Consider the following 15,411-nt stretch of genomic DNA (forward strand, 5'->3'; position numbering starts at 1 on the left):
CTCTCGTCAAACCGTCCACGTGTGGATGATCAGCGCGTTGTCCTTGCGATGAAGCAACTGGATATCGAGCACGTCGAGCGGACTGATCGGGCGGATACCTTCGATCAGCGACGCTTCGCCGTGCCCGTACAAGGCTTGCAGTGCGAAGCGGCAGGCGTACACCTTGCCGCCCTCTTCCATGAACTTCATCAGTTGCTTGTTGAAGTTCAGATGGCCGGGGAACGCTTCGTCGCCAAGCGTTGGAAAGCCGCGTTGCAGGCCGAGCGTGACACCCGGCCCGTAAAGCAGCACCGACGTCTCGAAGCCCTTGCGTTGCAAACGCGTGGCCTGCAACAGATTGACGAAACCGATCGACCCCTCGAACGCGACCGTATGGAACGTGACGAGGGCCTTCTCGCCTGGTTCGGCCTTCACGTCTTCGAAGACTTTCTCTTCGTAGTCGACAAGGTAATCGCCTTTCTGATGCAGCGGTTTGTTGACGGCTGGCATGACACTCTCCGATCAGGGTTGCTAAGTAAAAGATGGCGCGTTTAATCCGTGCGCGCTTCTCTCAATGCAACGGCCGTGCCATTGATCGGTCACGCAAATGCGATCAATCAGCAATCAATTCCGCCTCGATTCGACATGCGACTCGAAAAATTCTTAGGCGTGAAGCTTGCATATAGCCGGGACGTCGCGGGCAAGAGCCCGCACCCCCGCGACGTCGCACCAGCCAAGTGCGATTTGCCTGCCGGGACGAGTCGGCGTGGTGCACTCATTCACCACAGACGATCAATCCGATCATTGATCGCATCCGGATGCGATCAATGATCTTCACCCCCAGCCGAAGGCTACAAATGAGCAGCCCGACACATCACTGGATCAAACGCCTCGCCGACACCCGCAAGCCGGCCTACCTCGCGATTCCCGATCTGATCGAAGAAGATCTCGCCACCGGCCGCCTGCGTCCGCGCGACCGCTTGCCGGGGCTGCGCGATCTGGCCGAAGAACTCGCGCTGAACTACACGACCGTGGCGCGCGCATATGCGGAAGCGCGCAAGCGCGGCCTGCTCGATTCGCGTGCGGGCAGCGGCACCTTTGTGCGTGGCCGAACCGCCACCTTGCCGCTCGCCGGCGGCAGCAGCATCGAGATGTCGATGAATACGCCACCCGAGCCGCCCGATTACGCGGTCCGTTTGCGCGATTCGGCCGCGCGCCTGATGAGCGGCAGCGATCCGTATCAGTTGCTGCGCTATCAGGACTTCGGCGGCTCGGCTGCCGACAAGGACGCGGGCGCCGAATGGCTGAAGCGTCGCGTGCCGCATTGCGACGCGCAGAACGTGCTGGTGTGCCCCGGCATTCATAGCGCGCTGGTGGCGCTCGTCTCGCAGTTGGCGCGGCCCGGCGGCACAATCTGTCTCGACACGCTGGCTTACCCCGGCATCAAGGCGATTGCTGCACAACTCGGCGTGCGTCTTCAGGCCCTACCGCGTGACGACGAAGGTCCGCTCGCGCACGCCTTCGAAGCGCTCTGCAAGACCGACAAGCCGAGCGCGTTCTATTGCAATCCGACGCTGCAGAATCCGAGCACCCTCACGCTCTCGCACAAACGGCGCGAGGCGCTCGCCGATGTCGCCTTGCGCTACAGCATTCCGATCATCGAAGACGATGCGTATGCGATGCTGCCGCAAAGTGCGCCCGATGCGCTCGCGAGCTTCGCTCCCGAACTGACCTACTATGTAACGGGTTTGTCGAAGAGTCTCGGCGCCGGTTTGCGAGTGGCGCATCTGCACGCGCCGACTGCCAGGCAAACGCAGCGCCTCGCCGGCGCGTTGCGCGCAACAACGGTGATGGCGAGTCCGTTCACCGTCACGCTCGCAACACAATGGATCGTCGACGGCACCGCGCTCGATATGCTCAACGCGATCCGCAATGAATCGCGCGCACGCCAGGCGATTGCATCGCGCATGCTCGAAGCGTGGCCTTACGAAGCGCACGCGGATGGCTTTCATTTGTGGTTGCCGGTGCCGGCCGAAAGCGGTTGGAGTGCTTCCGAACTCGCATTGCAACTGCGCAACCAGGGCATCGCCGCCGTTGCAGGAGCGGCGTTTTCCACCGACGGCAATCCGCCGAACGCAATGCGTGTGTGTCTCGGTGGCTCAAAAACGCGCGACGAATGCGAAGAGGCACTGCGCATTGTGGGCGAGACACTCGACCATCCGCATCATCTGCATTCTCCGGTGATGTGAAACCATTTGCGCGCATCGGCATATAGCCTCACATAGCGTCATACCCACCGTTATCTTCATACGAATACAGCGCCCTGCAACTCAATACCAGGGCGCTGTTTCGGCATCCATTGAAAAACCCGCAGCACGCGAAAAAGTGTGTAGCATCGCGCCGCGCCGCCACGAGCGGCGTTGCCGGCCGCCGTCAGAAACTGAAAGCATTACCTGCTCAAGTCCCCACTGCCGGCGCCGTATACCGCGTATGAGGCCCCCGCCTCACCGACTACGGCTCACTGCTTACTCCGAAAGACTCCCAACATGTTCTCCTCCATTCGCGCGCGCATCGTCGCCCTGTGCGTCGCTATCGTTGTGGTTGCGCTCGCTGCTAACGCGGTTCTCAACTATGTCGTTGCCAACTCGTACAACGCCGATGCAATCGAAAGCAGTTTGAACGCTGTCGAAAGCGGTCATGCAGACGGTATTGAAGATTGGATCGCCTCCAATAGTCAGATGATCAATTCGCTGCAGGACGCGGTGCTGCAACCCGATCCGTCCGCCGCGTTGAAGCAGATCGCCGCAGCCGGCAAGTTCACCAACGTGTATGTCGGCTACGCGGACAAGACCGCGAAGTTTTCGGACCCGACCGGCATTCCGCCCGACTACGATCCGACCGGCCGTCCCTGGTACAAGCAGGCCGCCGCAGCGGGCAAGCCGGTGGTGACACCACCCTATGTGGACGTGGGTACGGGCAAGCTGGTGGTGGCATTCGCCGCGCCCGTGGTGCGCGACGGCGTGGTGAAAGGCGTGGTGTCCGGCGACGTCGCGATGGACAGCGTGATCGCCAACGTCAAGGCGATTCATCCGACGCCCGCGAGCTTCGGCATGTTGATCGACGCGAGCGGTCATATCGTCGCGCACCCGGATGCCAAGCTGACCTTGAAGCCGGTATCGGACCTCGCACCCGCCCTTACCAGCGATAAGCTGACCGCGCTCTTCAGCGCCGAGCACCCCGTCGAAGTCGACGTGAGCGGCAGCACGAAGCTGCTGCGCGCCGAGGCTATTCCCGGCACCGACTGGTATGCGGTCGTCGCGCTCGACAAATCAGAAGCGACGGCGGGCATGCGATCGCTGTTGACGGCTTCGGTGATCGCCTTGATCGTGATCGCCGCGATCGCCGCCGCCATCGTGGCCGCGGTCACCGCCGTGTCGTTCCAGCGCTTGTCGAAAGTACGCGACGCGATGGACGCGATCGGCTCGGGCGAAGGCGATCTGACACAACGTCTGCCGGCCGTCGGCAACGACGAAGTCGCGCAGATCGCGCGCTCGTTCAACACCTTCATCGACAAACTCAGCCACGTGATGCGTCAGATTCGCGATGCCAGCGAATCGGTGCGCGTGGCCGCCAATGAAATCGCGGCAGGCAACGTCGATCTGTCGGGCCGTACCGAATCCGCGGCGGCAAGCCTGCAACAGACGGCGGCGTCGATGGAAGAAATTACCTCGACAGTCACGCAATCGGCGAGCGCCGCGAAGCAGGCCGACGACACGGCCGTGTCCGCATCGCAGGTCGCCTCGCGTGGTGGCGTAGTGATCTCTGAAGTGATTACGACGATGGGCGAGATCCAACATGCGTCGGTGAAGATCTCCGACATCATCGGCGTGATCGACGGCATTGCATTCCAGACCAACATTCTCGCGTTGAACGCCGCGGTGGAAGCCGCACGCGCCGGCGAACAGGGCCGCGGTTTCGCGGTGGTCGCCGGCGAAGTGCGCAGCCTCGCGCAACGCAGCGCGCAGGCCGCGAAGGAAATCAAGGCGCTGATCGAAGCAACCGTGGCGAGCGTGACGTCCGGCTCGGGCCAGGTGCGCCAGGCCGGCGAGACGATGACTGAGATCGTCAGCAACGTCGCCAACGTGACCACCATCATTTCCGAAATCACCCAGGCGGCCAACGAGCAAACGCGCGGGATTCAGGAAGTAAACCGTGCAGTCAGCCAACTCGATGAAATGGTTCAGCAGAACGCCGCGCTGGTGGAGGAATCCACAGCGGCCGCCGCCGCGTTGCAAGGCCAGGCCGTGAGTCTTGCCAGTGCCGTGACGCAATTCAAGCTGGACTAAGGTCCGCCAAAGGAAATCGCCGTGACGTTCTATAGAAATCTGAAGATCGCCGTCAAGTTGGCGCTGCTCGGCACGGTGCTGCTCGCCGCGACCATGGTGGTGGGTCTGGAAGGCTGGCACGCGTTGTCGAATACGCATGCGCTGCAGATCCAGTCCGCGCAAACGCTCAGTCAATACGCGCAAGCCGCCGACACGGCGCGCGTCGCGCAGGTCGAATTCAAGAAACAGGTGCAGGAATGGAAGGACCTGTTGCTGCGCGGCGCGGATCCGGCTGCGTTCGCCAAGTACCGTGACGCCTTCAGCAAGGAAAGCGGCACGACGCACGCTGCGCTACTGCGTCTGAAGGATCAGCTGAGTGCATTGGGCGCCAACGTCGACGGCGTCGACAAGGCGCTCGCCACGCACGCCTCGTTGCAGGACAGTTACCTCGACGCGCTCAAGCATTACGACGCGGCCGATCCGAATACGGCGCACGTCGTCGATGGTCTCGTCAAAGGTATCGACCGCACGCCGACCGCCGCGATCGACGACATCGTCGCCATGGTGATGCAGCAGGCGCAAGACTCCAGCGTGCGTACTGGCGAGGCCGCGGAACATGCGTACACGCTCGCCTGCGTGCTGCTGTTGTCGGTCGTGATCTGCTCGCTCGGCGTAGGCACCTTCGCGGTCTGGTTCCTGAGCCGCAGCATCACGTTGCCAGTCAAGCAGGCGGTAGGCGTCGCGCAAGCGGTTGCGGCAGGCGATCTGCGTGCGGATGTCGCCGTGGTGAGCCGAGACGAAACCGGCCAGCTGCTGGTCGCGCTCAACGAAATGAATCAACGCCTTCGGCACATCGTCAGCGAGATTCGTGAAGGCGCACACACGATTTCCTCGGCGACGCAGGAGATCGCCGCCGGCAACCTCGACCTGTCAGCGCGCACGGAACAACAGGCCGCCTCGCTCGAAGAAACCGCCGCGTCGATGCAGCATTTCACCGACTCGGTTCAGCGCAACGCCAGCAACGCACGCGAGGCCACCACGCTCGCGCAGACCGCGGCGCAAGCGGCGCGCGATGGCGGTGTGGTGATGACCGATGCCGTGCGCACCATGGGCCAGATCGATGCGGCGTCCAAACGGATCGTCGATATCATCGCGGTGGTCGAAGCGATTGCCGCACAGACCAATATTCTGGCGCTCAATGCGGCGGTTGAAGCGGCGCGTGCCGGTACGCAGGGGCGTGGTTTCGCGGTGGTCGCGAGTGAAGTGCGCAGTCTCGCTCAACGCTCGGCCGATGCGGCGCGTGAGATCAAGGCGTTGATTCGTGAGTCGGTGGCTACGATCGACGCCGGTACGCAGTTGATCAACCACGCAAGCAATACGATGGACGGTGTGGTGCAAAGCGCGGGCAGCGTGACGCGGATTGTGGAGGCGATCGCGACGGCCAGTGTCGATCAGGCTGCAGGTATTGCGGAAGTGAACGATGCGGTCACGCAGATGGATCAGGTGACACAGAGTAACGCGGCTTTGGTGGAGCAGGCGGCTGCGGCGGCTGATGCGGTGCAGAGTAAGGCTTCAGGGTTGGTGCAGAGTGTGAGTTTCTTTCGGATTGGTGCTGTAGCTTCTTAATCAAGACTCGAAGTCGAGGCCGCCGAGTAAGACCGTTGGCTCAGCCTGGGTGTGCGAGATGAAGTCCAGTTCGCGGACGTGGCGCCAGGCTTCGAGCTTACGGGGTAGCGCGGCCAGATAGCCTGCGAAACGGGCCGGGCCTTCTGGGCCCATCAGGCGTTCTATTTCGTCGCTGTCCCAAGTTAGGTATAGGTTCAACGGGTGTGCGTAGTGACGAAGGTCTTCGATCGGGGTTGCGTGGATTCGCACTCGGGTCGGGTGGCCGTGGCCGCCGTAGGGGAGGACTTCTGTGTGCACAGTTGTCGCGAAACAGGCAGCGATTGCTTCGGCGATGCGGGGGGCGAATTGGTCGTCGAAACGGGTGGCACTCTCTGGACGCATCTATGTCTCCGATGTTCTGTGCGATGAACGGAGCATCGTAGCATGTGAGACGGCCGCGATCGCCGAGGCGATGGGTGTCAAGGAATCGACGGTTGAAACTTACGCCAAGCGCGCTTTCGCGAAGCTTGGCGTGAATTCGCGCCGCGGGTTGTTGTCGCTCGTGCATGGGCACGAGGCGACTACGGCGGCGTAGTCAGATCGGGCGCTGCGTTTCACGTTCAGGCAAGCGACTCACGATGGCCTCGCCCTCCTGCGCGACAACCGTGCCAGCGGTGACAACAGGTCTCGCCAACGCAGCCTTCAGCTTGTCGCGATCCAGCTCCTTCTCCCACGCCGCAATCACGATCGACGCCACACCGTTACCCATCGTATTGGTCAGCGCGCGACACTCGGACATGAAACGGTCGATCCCGAGAATCAGCACCATCGCCGTCACAGGCACGGTCGGCACGACCGAAAGGCTCGCGGCCAGCGTGATAAAGCCGGCCCCTGTCACGCCGGTCGAACCCTTCGACGTCAGCATCGTCACCGCCAGCAACGTGATCTCCTGAGCAATCGTCAAATGAGTGTTCGTGGCCTGGGCGAGAAAGAGCACCGCGAGCGTCATGTAGATATTGGTACCGTCGAGATTGAACGAGTAGCCCGTCGGCACAACCAGTCCGACGATCCCGCGCGAGCATCCGAGCCGTTCGAGCTTCTCCATCAACTGCGGCAAAGCTGCTTCGGATGTCGACGTGCCGAGCACGATCAACAGTTCGTCCTTGATGTACACGACAAAGCGCCACAAGCTGAAACCGCATGCTCGTGCAATCAGGCCGAGTCCGCACGAGACGAACAGGAATGCGGTCAGATAGAACGTACCGATCAGTTTCATCATCGGCAGCAAAGACACGATGCCATATTTGCCGATCGTGAACGCGATGGCGCCGAACGCGCCGATCGGTGCGAGGCTCGTAATCATGCGCACAATACGGAAGAAAGTTTTCGACAGCAGTTCGATCAAACCGATGAGGGGTTTCGCGGGTTCACCCATCACCGCGAGCGCCGTGCCGAACAGCATAGCGATCAGCAGCACGGGCAGAATATCGCCCTGGGTGAACGCGCCGACGAATGTCTCCGGGATGATGTGCATGAAGAAACCCGCGAGCCCTTCGCCGTGTGCGGCTTGTGCGGCGTAACTGGATATCGCACCCGCGTCGAGGGTAGCGGGATCGACGTTAAAGCCCACACCGGGTCTCAGCACGTGCGCGGCCAGCAAACCGATGGCGAGCGCGAGCGTCGACACCACTTCGAAATACAGCAGCGCTTTGCCACCCACGCGACCGACCTTGCGCATGTCGTGCATGCTGGCGATGCCGGTCACGACCGTGCAGAAGATCACCGGGCTGATGATCATGCGCACGAGTTTGATGAAAGCGTCGCCGAGCGGTTTCATCGCCACCGCATCCGCCGGCAGGAAATGGCCAACAATCACACCGATAACGATCGCCACGATCACCTGCACGTACAGCACCTTATAAAGCGGTTTGCGCTTCATGTCTCCTCCGTTTTCTTTAAGGCAAAGCGCGTCCCTTCCCTTCTGCCGGGGAATCGGTCACACGCGTTTCGGTTGAATGGCGGCGAAAGTGCCGCCTGGGGATTTACAGCACGGCGGCCCACGGATGCCGTTCGAAATGGATCCGCTCGAACGCTTCAATCGCGGGGAGTGAAGCGAGCGTGAGATCGATGGTGTCCATGCCTTCGATCACCATCTGTTTGTGACGCGCGCCGAGCGGGAACGTAAACGTGCGACCGTTGACCGTTGTCACCGTCTGCTGCTCGATGTCGATATGCAGGCGGGCGGCCGGATGCGTCACCGCGTCCTGCATTAGAACGTCGACTGCTTCACGATCCAGTTGCACCAGCAGCAAGCGGTTATTCATCGCGTTCGAATAGAAAATCTCCGCGAAGCTGGGCGCAATCACGGCTTCGAAACCGAATTGCTGAAGCCCCCACACGGCATGCTCACGACTCGAGCCGCAGCCGAAATTTGATCCACCAATCAGGATGCGCGCGCCGCGATACGCCGTCTGATTGAGCACGCAATCCGAGCGCCGCTCGCCTTCTGCGTCGAAACGCAAGTCATACAGCAGGCCCTCGCTCAGCCCGGCCTTGTCGATGATGCGAAGAAACTGCTTCGGCATGATCTGATCGGTGTCGAGGTTTTCGATCGGCAACGGCGCGGCATTGCCGTCGATTTCGGTGAGTCTCGTTAGCATGATTGCGTCTCCAGCGTGCGGACGTCGGTGATGCGCCCGGTTAGCGCGGCGGCTGCGGCCATCGCGGGGCTCATCAGATGGGTGCGGCCGCCGCGCCCCTGACGTCCTTCGAAGTTGCGGTTGGTCGTGGATGCGCAGCGCTCGCCTACCGCGAGAAAATCGTCGTTCATCGCGAGGCACATCGAACAGCCCGGCTCACGCCATTCGAAACCGGCATCGCGCAGCAGCGCCGCAATGCCCTCCGCTTCGGCCTGGCGGCGCACGCTGCCCGAACCCGGCACGACCATCGCGCGCACGCCTTGCGCGACATGGCGCCCTCGTACGATCGCAGCGACCACGCGCAGATCTTCGATACGTCCGTTCGTGCACGAACCGATGAACACACGATCGATCGGTGTGCCTGCAATCGGCTGGTCCGAATCGAGCCCGATATAGTCGAGCGCGCGCCGCAGCGCTGCGGCAGCCTCAGGCGTCTTTTGCGCGGCTGCATTGGGAATGCGCTGATCGACCGCAATCGCCTGATCGGGACTCGTGCCCCATGTAACGAACGGAGCGATATCGTGTGCGTCGAAATGGTGTTCCGCATCGAAACTCGCGCCGGCGTCCGATTTCAGTTCGCGCCAGTCGTTCATTGCCGCAGCCCACGCGGCATCGTCCAGCGATGTTGCGTGCGCGCGGACGTAGTCGAACGTGGTCGCATCGGGTGCGATCAACGCCGCTCGCGCACCGGCTTCCACGGTCATGTTGCATAAGGTCATGCGCGCTTCCGCGGACAGCGAGGCAATCGTAGATCCTGCGAATTCCACCGCGTAACCACGTGCGCCCTGCGCGCCGATGCGACTGATGACCCACAGGATCACATCCTTCGACGATGTGCCGTAGGGCAACGTCCCGTCGATCGTAATGCGCATGGTTAGCGCGACGCGATAAACCAGCGTTTGCGTGGCAAGCACGTGCTCGACCTCCGAGGTGCCGATGCCGAAGCCCAATGCGCCGAGCGCGCCATACGTAGTCGTGTGACTATCGCCGCATAGCACGACCATGCCCGGGCGAATCAAGCCACGTTCTGGCGCGACGATATGTTCAATGCCTTGCAGCGGATCGTTCGCCGCGTGCAGTTCGATACCGGCCTGCTCGCAGTTGCGCGCGAGATTGTTCGCCTGCAACAACGAAGCGGCATCGCGAATCACGCGCGGCGATTCCGCATGCGTCGGAATGATGTGGCTGACCACCGCCAACTGCTGACGCGGACGACGCACGGGTCGCGCTTTCGCCGCGAGCGCGCTAAACGCCTGCGGGCTGGTGTATTCGTTCATCAGATGCAGATCGACATACAGCAACACGTTTTGCTCATCGATGCGCGTGACGACGTGCGAATCGACGAGCTTCTGGTAAAGGGTTCGTTTTGACATGATGGGCCGACCGGCGACTAGGACTGCAAGAACGGCAGGACGCGTTCGAGTAGCAACTCGGGCGCTTCCTCGGGAATGTAATGACCGCACGGCAACGCCTCGCCGCTCACGTGCGCCGACCACTGACGCCACTCGGCGAGCGGCTCGAAGCATTGCTCGATGACGCCCTGCGCGCCCCACAACGCCAGGAAATTGCACTCGATTTTCTGCCCCTCAGCGAGCGAGGCACGGTCGTGATCGAGATCGATCGTGATGCTCGCGCGGTAGTCTTCGCAGATGCCGTGCGCGGTGGCCGTGTCCGACAGACAGCGCAAATACTCCGCGTAAGCGGCATCGGTGAACGGCGCCAGCCCGGCGCTACGAGCGCCTATGGTCTGCTTCAGATAGAGATCCGGATCGGCGCGAATCAGCGTTTCGGGAAACGGCGCGGGACGCACGAGGAAAAACCAGTGCCAGTAAGCGCGCGCAAACTCGAACGACGTTTGCTCATACATGGCGAGTGTCGGCGCGACGTCCAGCGTGACCAGCTTCGTCACGGCTTGCGGATGATCGAGCGCCATGCGAGCCGCAACGCGTCCACCCCGGTCGTGACCGACCACGGCAAATTGTGTGAAGCCCTGGGCGCGCATCAACGACACCTGATCCGTGGCCATGCGGCGTTTCGAGTAGTTGCTGTGGTCGGGCGCGCCTTGCGGTTTGCCGCTATCGCCGTAGCCGCGCAGATCCGCGGCAATGACCGTGAAGTGCCGGGCCAGCGTGGGCGCAACCTTGTGCCAGATCGCGTGGGTCTGCGGATGACCGTGCAGCAGCAGTAAGGCCGGGCCGTTACCGCCGCGGATCGCGTGGATCCGGATGCCGTCGACGTAGATCGACGCGTCGGTGAAACCTGTAAACATCGTTGCCTCCCGTATCTGAATGCAGTCTAGTTGAAGCCTGCAGCGATAGGGTTTCCAGTGAGGCAATCTGAAATTAACTTTCAGGCACGAATCGACGGGCGGTTTTCACCTTGCGATGCGGAATTAGGGTCGCCAAGGCGGCCGCGGGCGAAACTCCCGTTGCAGATGCTGCAGAAAGGTCTTGATTCGTGCCGGCATGCCCGTTCTTTGGTGAACAAGCGCGATGACGTCAGCATCCGGCAGCTTCCAGCCTGGCAGCAGCCGGATCAGCGAGCCGCTTTGTAGTTCTTCCGCTACGTCCCATTCCGACCGAAGCATCACCCCACGCCCTTCGCGAGCCCACTGGTGAATCACATCGCCGTCATTCGAACTGAGGCCTGAGGAAACACGGACGCCCCGTGAAGTACGCCCCTTCGAGAAATGCCACAACGTCACGTCCTCATTGTTTTGACGAAGGGCGATGCAGGGAACGTTCGCGAGGTCTTCCGGGTTGGCGGGGGAACCGTATCTTTTCAGGAAGGCGGGGGACGCGCAGACGTAGCGAGCGTTAGGCGCAATCACGTACCTGACGAGGTTCGAAGGACCTAACTCACCGATATGAACGACGATGTCATAGCGGTCATATTCTTCAATGAGCGGGCGGTCGGACAATGTCAAGGAGACGTCCACATCCGGATGGGCATCCTTGAATGCAGATGCGATGCGGGCTACGTATCGCCGCCCGAAACCAAGTGGTGCGTTGACTTTCAAACCACCGACCAATTGCCCTCTTCGCCTACCCAGCTCGGCGAGCAACGAATCAAAGTCACGAAGAAGCTCTGCGCCTTTGGAACAAAGCAGTTCGCCCTCTTCCGTGAAGCGCAATTGTCTCGTCGAACGGTCCAGCAAATGGACGTCAAGCTTCGTCTCAATCTGCTGCAACCGTTTCGTGACCGCCGACGGCGTGACGCCCAACTTCCGCGCTGCGCCCGCAAGGCTGCCGGCTTCGCGAATGCTGAGCAGAAATCTTATGTCGACGGCATCATTCATGAAGAAACGAGCTTACTGCTTCTCGGTTTTATGAGGCGGGATGGTAGTCAATACGGAGCGTGTCTCGACCGTCTTGTGAGATGCATTGTAGCAGCGGCAAAATGCAGACCGTGGTCAATTAAATAGCCTCACGGACATCATCACAAGTCCAGACGCAACCGTGGTCCAACTTCAACAAAACCCGCGGACAGATAGAACGCAAGCGTCCTGGCCCAGCGTCGCTGATCAGGCGCGCCGACGTCGAGTCGTTTCCATCCTCGCTCCTTGCCGAACTTCGTGGCCTCGCGGACCAGCGCTGCAGCTACTCCATCCGACCGGTATTCCGGCCGAACGTATAGCTCCGTGATCTGTCCGAAGGCTCCTCCCGCGTATATCGCCATGCCTTCTGTCATTAGAATTACGCCTACCGGACTCTCGCCTTCGAGCGCCACATATCCGAAGCAGCGATTCGTTTGGCTCAAAACGGCTTCGGCGATAGACACTCGGTCCGCAGGTTCAAGTTCACCATTGAGAAGCTCCGTCAGAAGCTCATCCACAAGATGCGCAACGGAATGTGCATCGGTCGGTGCAACAGGACGAATATGCGTCACGGTGATCCCCTTTACTATCTCGCGCGGTGCGGCCAAAAAGCTGTTGACCTGGCACTCACCCACAGCAATGCCTCATATAATGGCAACACGTAGTCATCTTTGAACTGTTCCTTCACTGAAGGCGCCATGCCAAAATCTCAGAACCAGCCACCCGCTGGAGAATCTCCGGACATTGAGGTAGCAGAGAAGCAGATCGACCCAGCAGTGGAAAAGGTGTCCCGTGCTTTGTCTGCGCAGATTCATGCCTTTCGAACGTCAGCAGGAATCGCTTCGGGCACACTCGCGAAAATGGCCGGCATTTCGCATTCGATGCTCTCGAGAATCGAAAAAGGAACGGCAACGCCATCGATAGAAACGCTCACGCGGCTTGCAAATGCGCTGGGCAAACCGGTGTCGCGTTTTTTCGTCGACCAGAGTGAACGCCACGACTGCTCGTTCGTACCCACTGGACAAGGCGTGACTGTCGACCGGGAAGGTTCGTCGTACGGCCACATCTATCGGCTCGTTGGCCACGTATTGTCAGGCAACCTTTCCGTGGAACCGTATGTCGTTACGCTCGACGAGAAATCCCAACCGTGGTCAACCCACCAGACAACTGGAATCCAGTTCCTTCACGTACTTGAAGGCACGATGAAATACCGGTACGCCAATCGGCTCTACGATCTGAAACCCGGTGATAGTTTGCTGTTCGACCCGAATGCGGCGCATGGTCCGGAAGAAATCGAGAGCGTGCCGGTCAAATTTCTCGCCGTCTTCTTCAACATCCGGGAATACAGCTAGAAAGCAGAGGCCGCAACCTGTGGCACTGGCCTCTCGCGTCTACCGGTTTATCGTTGCGACCGCTGCAGTTCTGCGAATTGCTTGGCTACGACGCTTTCCCGGCTCGCGACAATCTCCCCCGCCCCAACACGCTCCCGGCCATACACAATCCACGCGTCATCCGGCGAACCGATTGTTGCGTCCACCCGCAGCTTCTCTGGTTGCGAATCAAAATAGTATCGATAGACGAGTGCGGAATCGCATTCTCCCTTCATCAGCCGCTCGAAGGCCACTGGAATCGAGACCGCAGGAATCAGCTTCGAATACGAACTGAGGTCTGCGTACTCATCGGTTGCAGGAGAAACAAGCGAGATTGTCTCCGGCTTGCTCACTTCTTTACGTGTGAGAATCGCCAATGTCTGACTCGACGAGATGAAGGTATCAACAACGAATCGCTCGCGGAAGTTACTGCCCATCACGCGCGGCGTATCTGGATGAACCGCGCACTGAACGAGATAGTCAATTTCGTCTGCGTCAAACGCAGCCAGGGCATCGTCGAAATTTCCAAAGAGTTTGACCTCAGCCTCAAGCCCGTGGAATTCAATGTAACGACGAGTCACGTACTCGTGGTTCGTCCCGGATGGGCCGAGCGTGCCAAACCTGATTGTGGCCATGCTTTACTCCTGAAAATTCGCGCGCATCTTCAACGTGGCGCATTCATTTTTGAATCATCTGACTGAGGAAGCGCTTCGCGCGTTCAGTCTTCGGTGCGTCGAAGAAATCGGCGGGCTCGCTGTCTTCCACGATTTCGCCCTGGTCCATGAACAGAATGCGATCGGCTACTGCCCTTGCAAATCCCATTTCGTGTGTGACGCAAAGCATCGTCATGCCGTCTTGTGCGAGCAGCGTAAGCGTATCGAGCACCTCTCTGACCATCTCCGGATCGAGCGCCGACGTCGGTTCGTCGAGAAGCATGATGGTGGGCGACATGCAAAGTGCCCTCGCGATAGCCACCCGCTGCTGCTGACCACCGGAAAGCTGCGCAGGGTATTTCGTGGCGTGGCTCGCAACACGAACCCGTTCGAGCATTTCAAGCGCCCGTGCTTCAGCCTCCTTCCGCTTCAGTCCGCGAACGCGCATCGGAGCCAAGGTGCAGTTTTCCAGCACCGTCATATGCGGGAACAGATTGAAATGCTGAAACACCATGCCGACATCCGCACGTACCATGCGCACGTGTTTCGCATCGTCGGTGAGCTCGATTCCGTCGACGTGCACATCTCCCGAATCATGCTTCTCAAGCCGATTCACGCAGCGAATCAGTGTCGATTTTCCAGAACCGGACGGCCCGCACAGAACGATTTTTTCACCGCGGCGGACATGCAGCGAAATAGAGTTGAGTACATTGAACGCGCCGAAGCTCTTTGAGAGTCCTTTGATCGATATCGCGAGCTCATTGTTCGGTACCGTGTTCATAGCGGAAATCCTGTGCATTTCGTGCGACTCAGCTATCAAGCCGCGTGGGTGTCTGGGCGTGGAATGCGCGAGCCGCCGGGCTGTCCTTCCAGGCTACAACCTGACCGTCGGACAACCGCTCACGCCCATAGACAATCCATGGGTCGTCAACGGTACCGATTCGCTCGTCGATTCTGAACCGCGTGGGGTTCTCGATTGCAAGAGACGAGTACGTCAAACCACTTTCGTATTTGCCCGAGAGGAGTCCATCCGCAACCGATGCTGTCGATGTCTCCGGAATGAGCGTCAGTCCATCTGTATTGACATAGTCACGCGTGGCCGGTTGAAGCGCGAGCGTTCGTGGTGTACCGATATCAACTCGGGTCACTACCGCCATGTCCTTGCTGGAAGAGACGAAGGCGTCGATGACGAACAATTGCTTGCGGTACTTCGCGACGATGTCGGCCGTTGAAGGATGCACTGCAACCTGAACGATATAGTCGGCCTCGCCGTCGATCACCATGCGCGCTGCCTCGTCGAAGCTCAACACCAGAGCCATCGATGCTTTTTCTTCCAGACCATGATGTTGAATGTATCGAGCAGTCACAAACTCGTGATTACTACCACTGGGTCCAAGTGTCAGAAACCGAAGCAATTTTAGTTTCTCCATTAACTTTGCGTAGGAGACTCGGGAACATGAGTCC

General features: G+C 60.1%; 16 protein-coding genes. 5 read left to right on the forward strand and 11 right to left on the reverse strand.

Annotated elements, in window-relative coordinates:
* Positions 1 to 6: 6 nt before the first annotated feature.
* Positions 7 to 489 carry an MSMEG_0572/Sll0783 family nitrogen starvation response protein gene (locus tag KHO33_RS32185; RefSeq protein WP_054040483.1) on the reverse strand — a complete coding sequence of 161 codons (483 nt, stop codon included), beginning with the start codon at positions 487 to 489 and terminating at the stop codon, positions 7 to 9.
* Positions 490 to 836: 347 nt separating this feature from the next.
* On the opposite strand from KHO33_RS32185, the gene KHO33_RS32190 reads away from it, so the two are divergent.
* From KHO33_RS32190 to KHO33_RS32200, 3 genes are all read left to right on the forward strand, one after another.
* Positions 837 to 2,228 (forward strand): aminotransferase-like domain-containing protein, encoded by a 1,392-nt coding sequence (locus KHO33_RS32190; RefSeq protein ID WP_200566745.1) that lies wholly within the window; start codon positions 837 to 839, stop codon positions 2,226 to 2,228.
* A gap of 297 nt (positions 2,229 to 2,525) precedes the next feature.
* Positions 2,526 to 4,325 (forward strand): methyl-accepting chemotaxis protein, encoded by a 1,800-nt coding sequence (locus tag KHO33_RS32195; protein ID WP_054040479.1) that lies wholly within the window; start codon positions 2,526 to 2,528, stop codon positions 4,323 to 4,325.
* 21 nt (positions 4,326 to 4,346) lie between these two features.
* Positions 4,347 to 5,930 carry a methyl-accepting chemotaxis protein gene (locus tag KHO33_RS32200; RefSeq protein WP_200566744.1) on the forward strand — a complete coding sequence of 528 codons (1,584 nt, stop codon included), beginning with the start codon at positions 4,347 to 4,349 and terminating at the stop codon, positions 5,928 to 5,930.
* Here KHO33_RS32200 and KHO33_RS32205 read toward each other — a convergent pair whose 3' ends face one another.
* Positions 5,931 to 6,311, reverse strand: coding sequence for a DUF5594 family protein (locus KHO33_RS32205; protein WP_200566743.1), 381 nt, complete (start codon positions 6,309 to 6,311; stop codon positions 5,931 to 5,933).
* Here KHO33_RS32205 and KHO33_RS32210 point away from each other — a divergent pair.
* Complete coding sequence (locus KHO33_RS32210; protein WP_236074735.1) at positions 6,220 to 6,504, forward strand: LuxR C-terminal-related transcriptional regulator; 285 nt, start codon at positions 6,220 to 6,222, stop codon at positions 6,502 to 6,504. The two genes, KHO33_RS32205 and KHO33_RS32210, sit on opposite strands and share 92 nt — an antisense overlap.
* Here KHO33_RS32210 and KHO33_RS32215 read toward each other — a convergent pair whose 3' ends face one another.
* From KHO33_RS32215 to KHO33_RS32240, 6 genes are all read right to left on the reverse strand, one after another.
* Positions 6,505 to 7,848: a dicarboxylate/amino acid:cation symporter gene (locus KHO33_RS32215; RefSeq protein WP_234475532.1), complete on the reverse strand. Its 1,344-nt coding sequence runs from the start codon at positions 7,846 to 7,848 to the stop codon at positions 6,505 to 6,507.
* A gap of 103 nt (positions 7,849 to 7,951) precedes the next feature.
* The gene (leuD, locus tag KHO33_RS32220; protein ID WP_200566741.1) at positions 7,952 to 8,569 is read right to left on the reverse strand and encodes a 3-isopropylmalate dehydratase small subunit; all 618 of its coding nucleotides are present in this window, start codon (positions 8,567 to 8,569) and stop codon (positions 7,952 to 7,954) included.
* Entirely contained in the window at positions 8,563 to 9,981 is a 1,419-nt protein-coding gene (leuC, locus tag KHO33_RS32225) for a 3-isopropylmalate dehydratase large subunit (protein WP_200566740.1), read from the reverse strand. Before leuC ends, leuD begins: the two co-directional genes overlap by 7 nt.
* Positions 9,982 to 9,998: 17 nt before the next feature.
* Positions 9,999 to 10,877, reverse strand: a complete 879-nt coding sequence (locus tag KHO33_RS32230; RefSeq protein ID WP_200566739.1) for an alpha/beta fold hydrolase — start codon at positions 10,875 to 10,877, stop codon at positions 9,999 to 10,001.
* Positions 10,878 to 11,000: 123 nt separating this feature from the next.
* The gene (locus tag KHO33_RS32235) at positions 11,001 to 11,906 is read right to left on the reverse strand and encodes a LysR family transcriptional regulator (protein ID WP_200566738.1); all 906 of its coding nucleotides are present in this window, start codon (positions 11,904 to 11,906) and stop codon (positions 11,001 to 11,003) included.
* Positions 11,907 to 12,046: 140 nt separating this feature from the next.
* Positions 12,047 to 12,559 (reverse strand): GNAT family N-acetyltransferase, encoded by a 513-nt coding sequence (locus tag KHO33_RS32240; RefSeq protein WP_236074737.1) that lies wholly within the window; start codon positions 12,557 to 12,559, stop codon positions 12,047 to 12,049.
* Between the two features lie 36 nt (positions 12,560 to 12,595).
* On the opposite strand from KHO33_RS32240, the gene KHO33_RS32245 reads away from it, so the two are divergent.
* Positions 12,596 to 13,276 carry a helix-turn-helix domain-containing protein gene (locus tag KHO33_RS32245; protein ID WP_236074738.1) on the forward strand — a complete coding sequence of 227 codons (681 nt, stop codon included), beginning with the start codon at positions 12,596 to 12,598 and terminating at the stop codon, positions 13,274 to 13,276.
* A gap of 47 nt (positions 13,277 to 13,323) precedes the next feature.
* Here KHO33_RS32245 and KHO33_RS32250 read toward each other — a convergent pair whose 3' ends face one another.
* Genes KHO33_RS32250 through KHO33_RS32260 form a run of 3 tightly spaced genes read right to left on the reverse strand, consistent with a single transcriptional unit; the run spans position 13,324 to position 15,377 of the window.
* Entirely contained in the window at positions 13,324 to 13,929 is a 606-nt protein-coding gene (locus tag KHO33_RS32250) for a hypothetical protein (RefSeq protein WP_054040455.1), read from the reverse strand.
* 43 nt (positions 13,930 to 13,972) lie between these two features.
* Positions 13,973 to 14,728, reverse strand: coding sequence for an amino acid ABC transporter ATP-binding protein (locus KHO33_RS32255; RefSeq protein WP_054040453.1), 756 nt, complete (start codon positions 14,726 to 14,728; stop codon positions 13,973 to 13,975).
* Positions 14,729 to 14,756: 28 nt separating this feature from the next.
* Complete coding sequence (locus tag KHO33_RS32260) at positions 14,757 to 15,377, reverse strand: type 2 periplasmic-binding domain-containing protein (protein WP_128576685.1); 621 nt, start codon at positions 15,375 to 15,377, stop codon at positions 14,757 to 14,759.
* Positions 15,378 to 15,411 lie beyond the last annotated feature (34 nt).

Origin of the sequence: Paraburkholderia nemoris (assembly GCF_905221015.1) — a bacterium.
Lineage (GTDB): Bacteria > Pseudomonadota > Gammaproteobacteria > Burkholderiales > Burkholderiaceae > Paraburkholderia > Paraburkholderia nemoris.

Coding starts and splice junctions, on each gene's coding strand:
- KHO33_RS32230 (WP_200566739.1), bottom strand. CDS start 10,877: ATGTTTACAGGTTTCACCGACGCGTCGATCTACGTCGACGGCATCCGG.
- KHO33_RS32250 (WP_054040455.1), bottom strand. CDS start 13,929: ATGGCCACAATCAGGTTTGGCACGCTCGGCCCATCCGGGACGAACCAC.
- KHO33_RS32255 (WP_054040453.1), bottom strand. CDS start 14,728: ATGAACACGGTACCGAACAATGAGCTCGCGATATCGATCAAAGGACTC.
- KHO33_RS32195 (WP_054040479.1), top strand. CDS start 2,526: ATGTTCTCCTCCATTCGCGCGCGCATCGTCGCCCTGTGCGTCGCTATC.
- KHO33_RS32235 (WP_200566738.1), bottom strand. CDS start 11,906: ATGAATGATGCCGTCGACATAAGATTTCTGCTCAGCATTCGCGAAGCC.
- leuD (WP_200566741.1), bottom strand. CDS start 8,569: ATGCTAACGAGACTCACCGAAATCGACGGCAATGCCGCGCCGTTGCCG.
- KHO33_RS32190 (WP_200566745.1), top strand. CDS start 837: ATGAGCAGCCCGACACATCACTGGATCAAACGCCTCGCCGACACCCGC.
- KHO33_RS32205 (WP_200566743.1), bottom strand. CDS start 6,311: ATGCGTCCAGAGAGTGCCACCCGTTTCGACGACCAATTCGCCCCCCGC.
- leuC (WP_200566740.1), bottom strand. CDS start 9,981: ATGTCAAAACGAACCCTTTACCAGAAGCTCGTCGATTCGCACGTCGTC.
- KHO33_RS32260 (WP_128576685.1), bottom strand. CDS start 15,377: ATGGAGAAACTAAAATTGCTTCGGTTTCTGACACTTGGACCCAGTGGT.
- KHO33_RS32215 (WP_234475532.1), bottom strand. CDS start 7,848: ATGAAGCGCAAACCGCTTTATAAGGTGCTGTACGTGCAGGTGATCGTG.
- KHO33_RS32185 (WP_054040483.1), bottom strand. CDS start 489: ATGCCAGCCGTCAACAAACCGCTGCATCAGAAAGGCGATTACCTTGTC.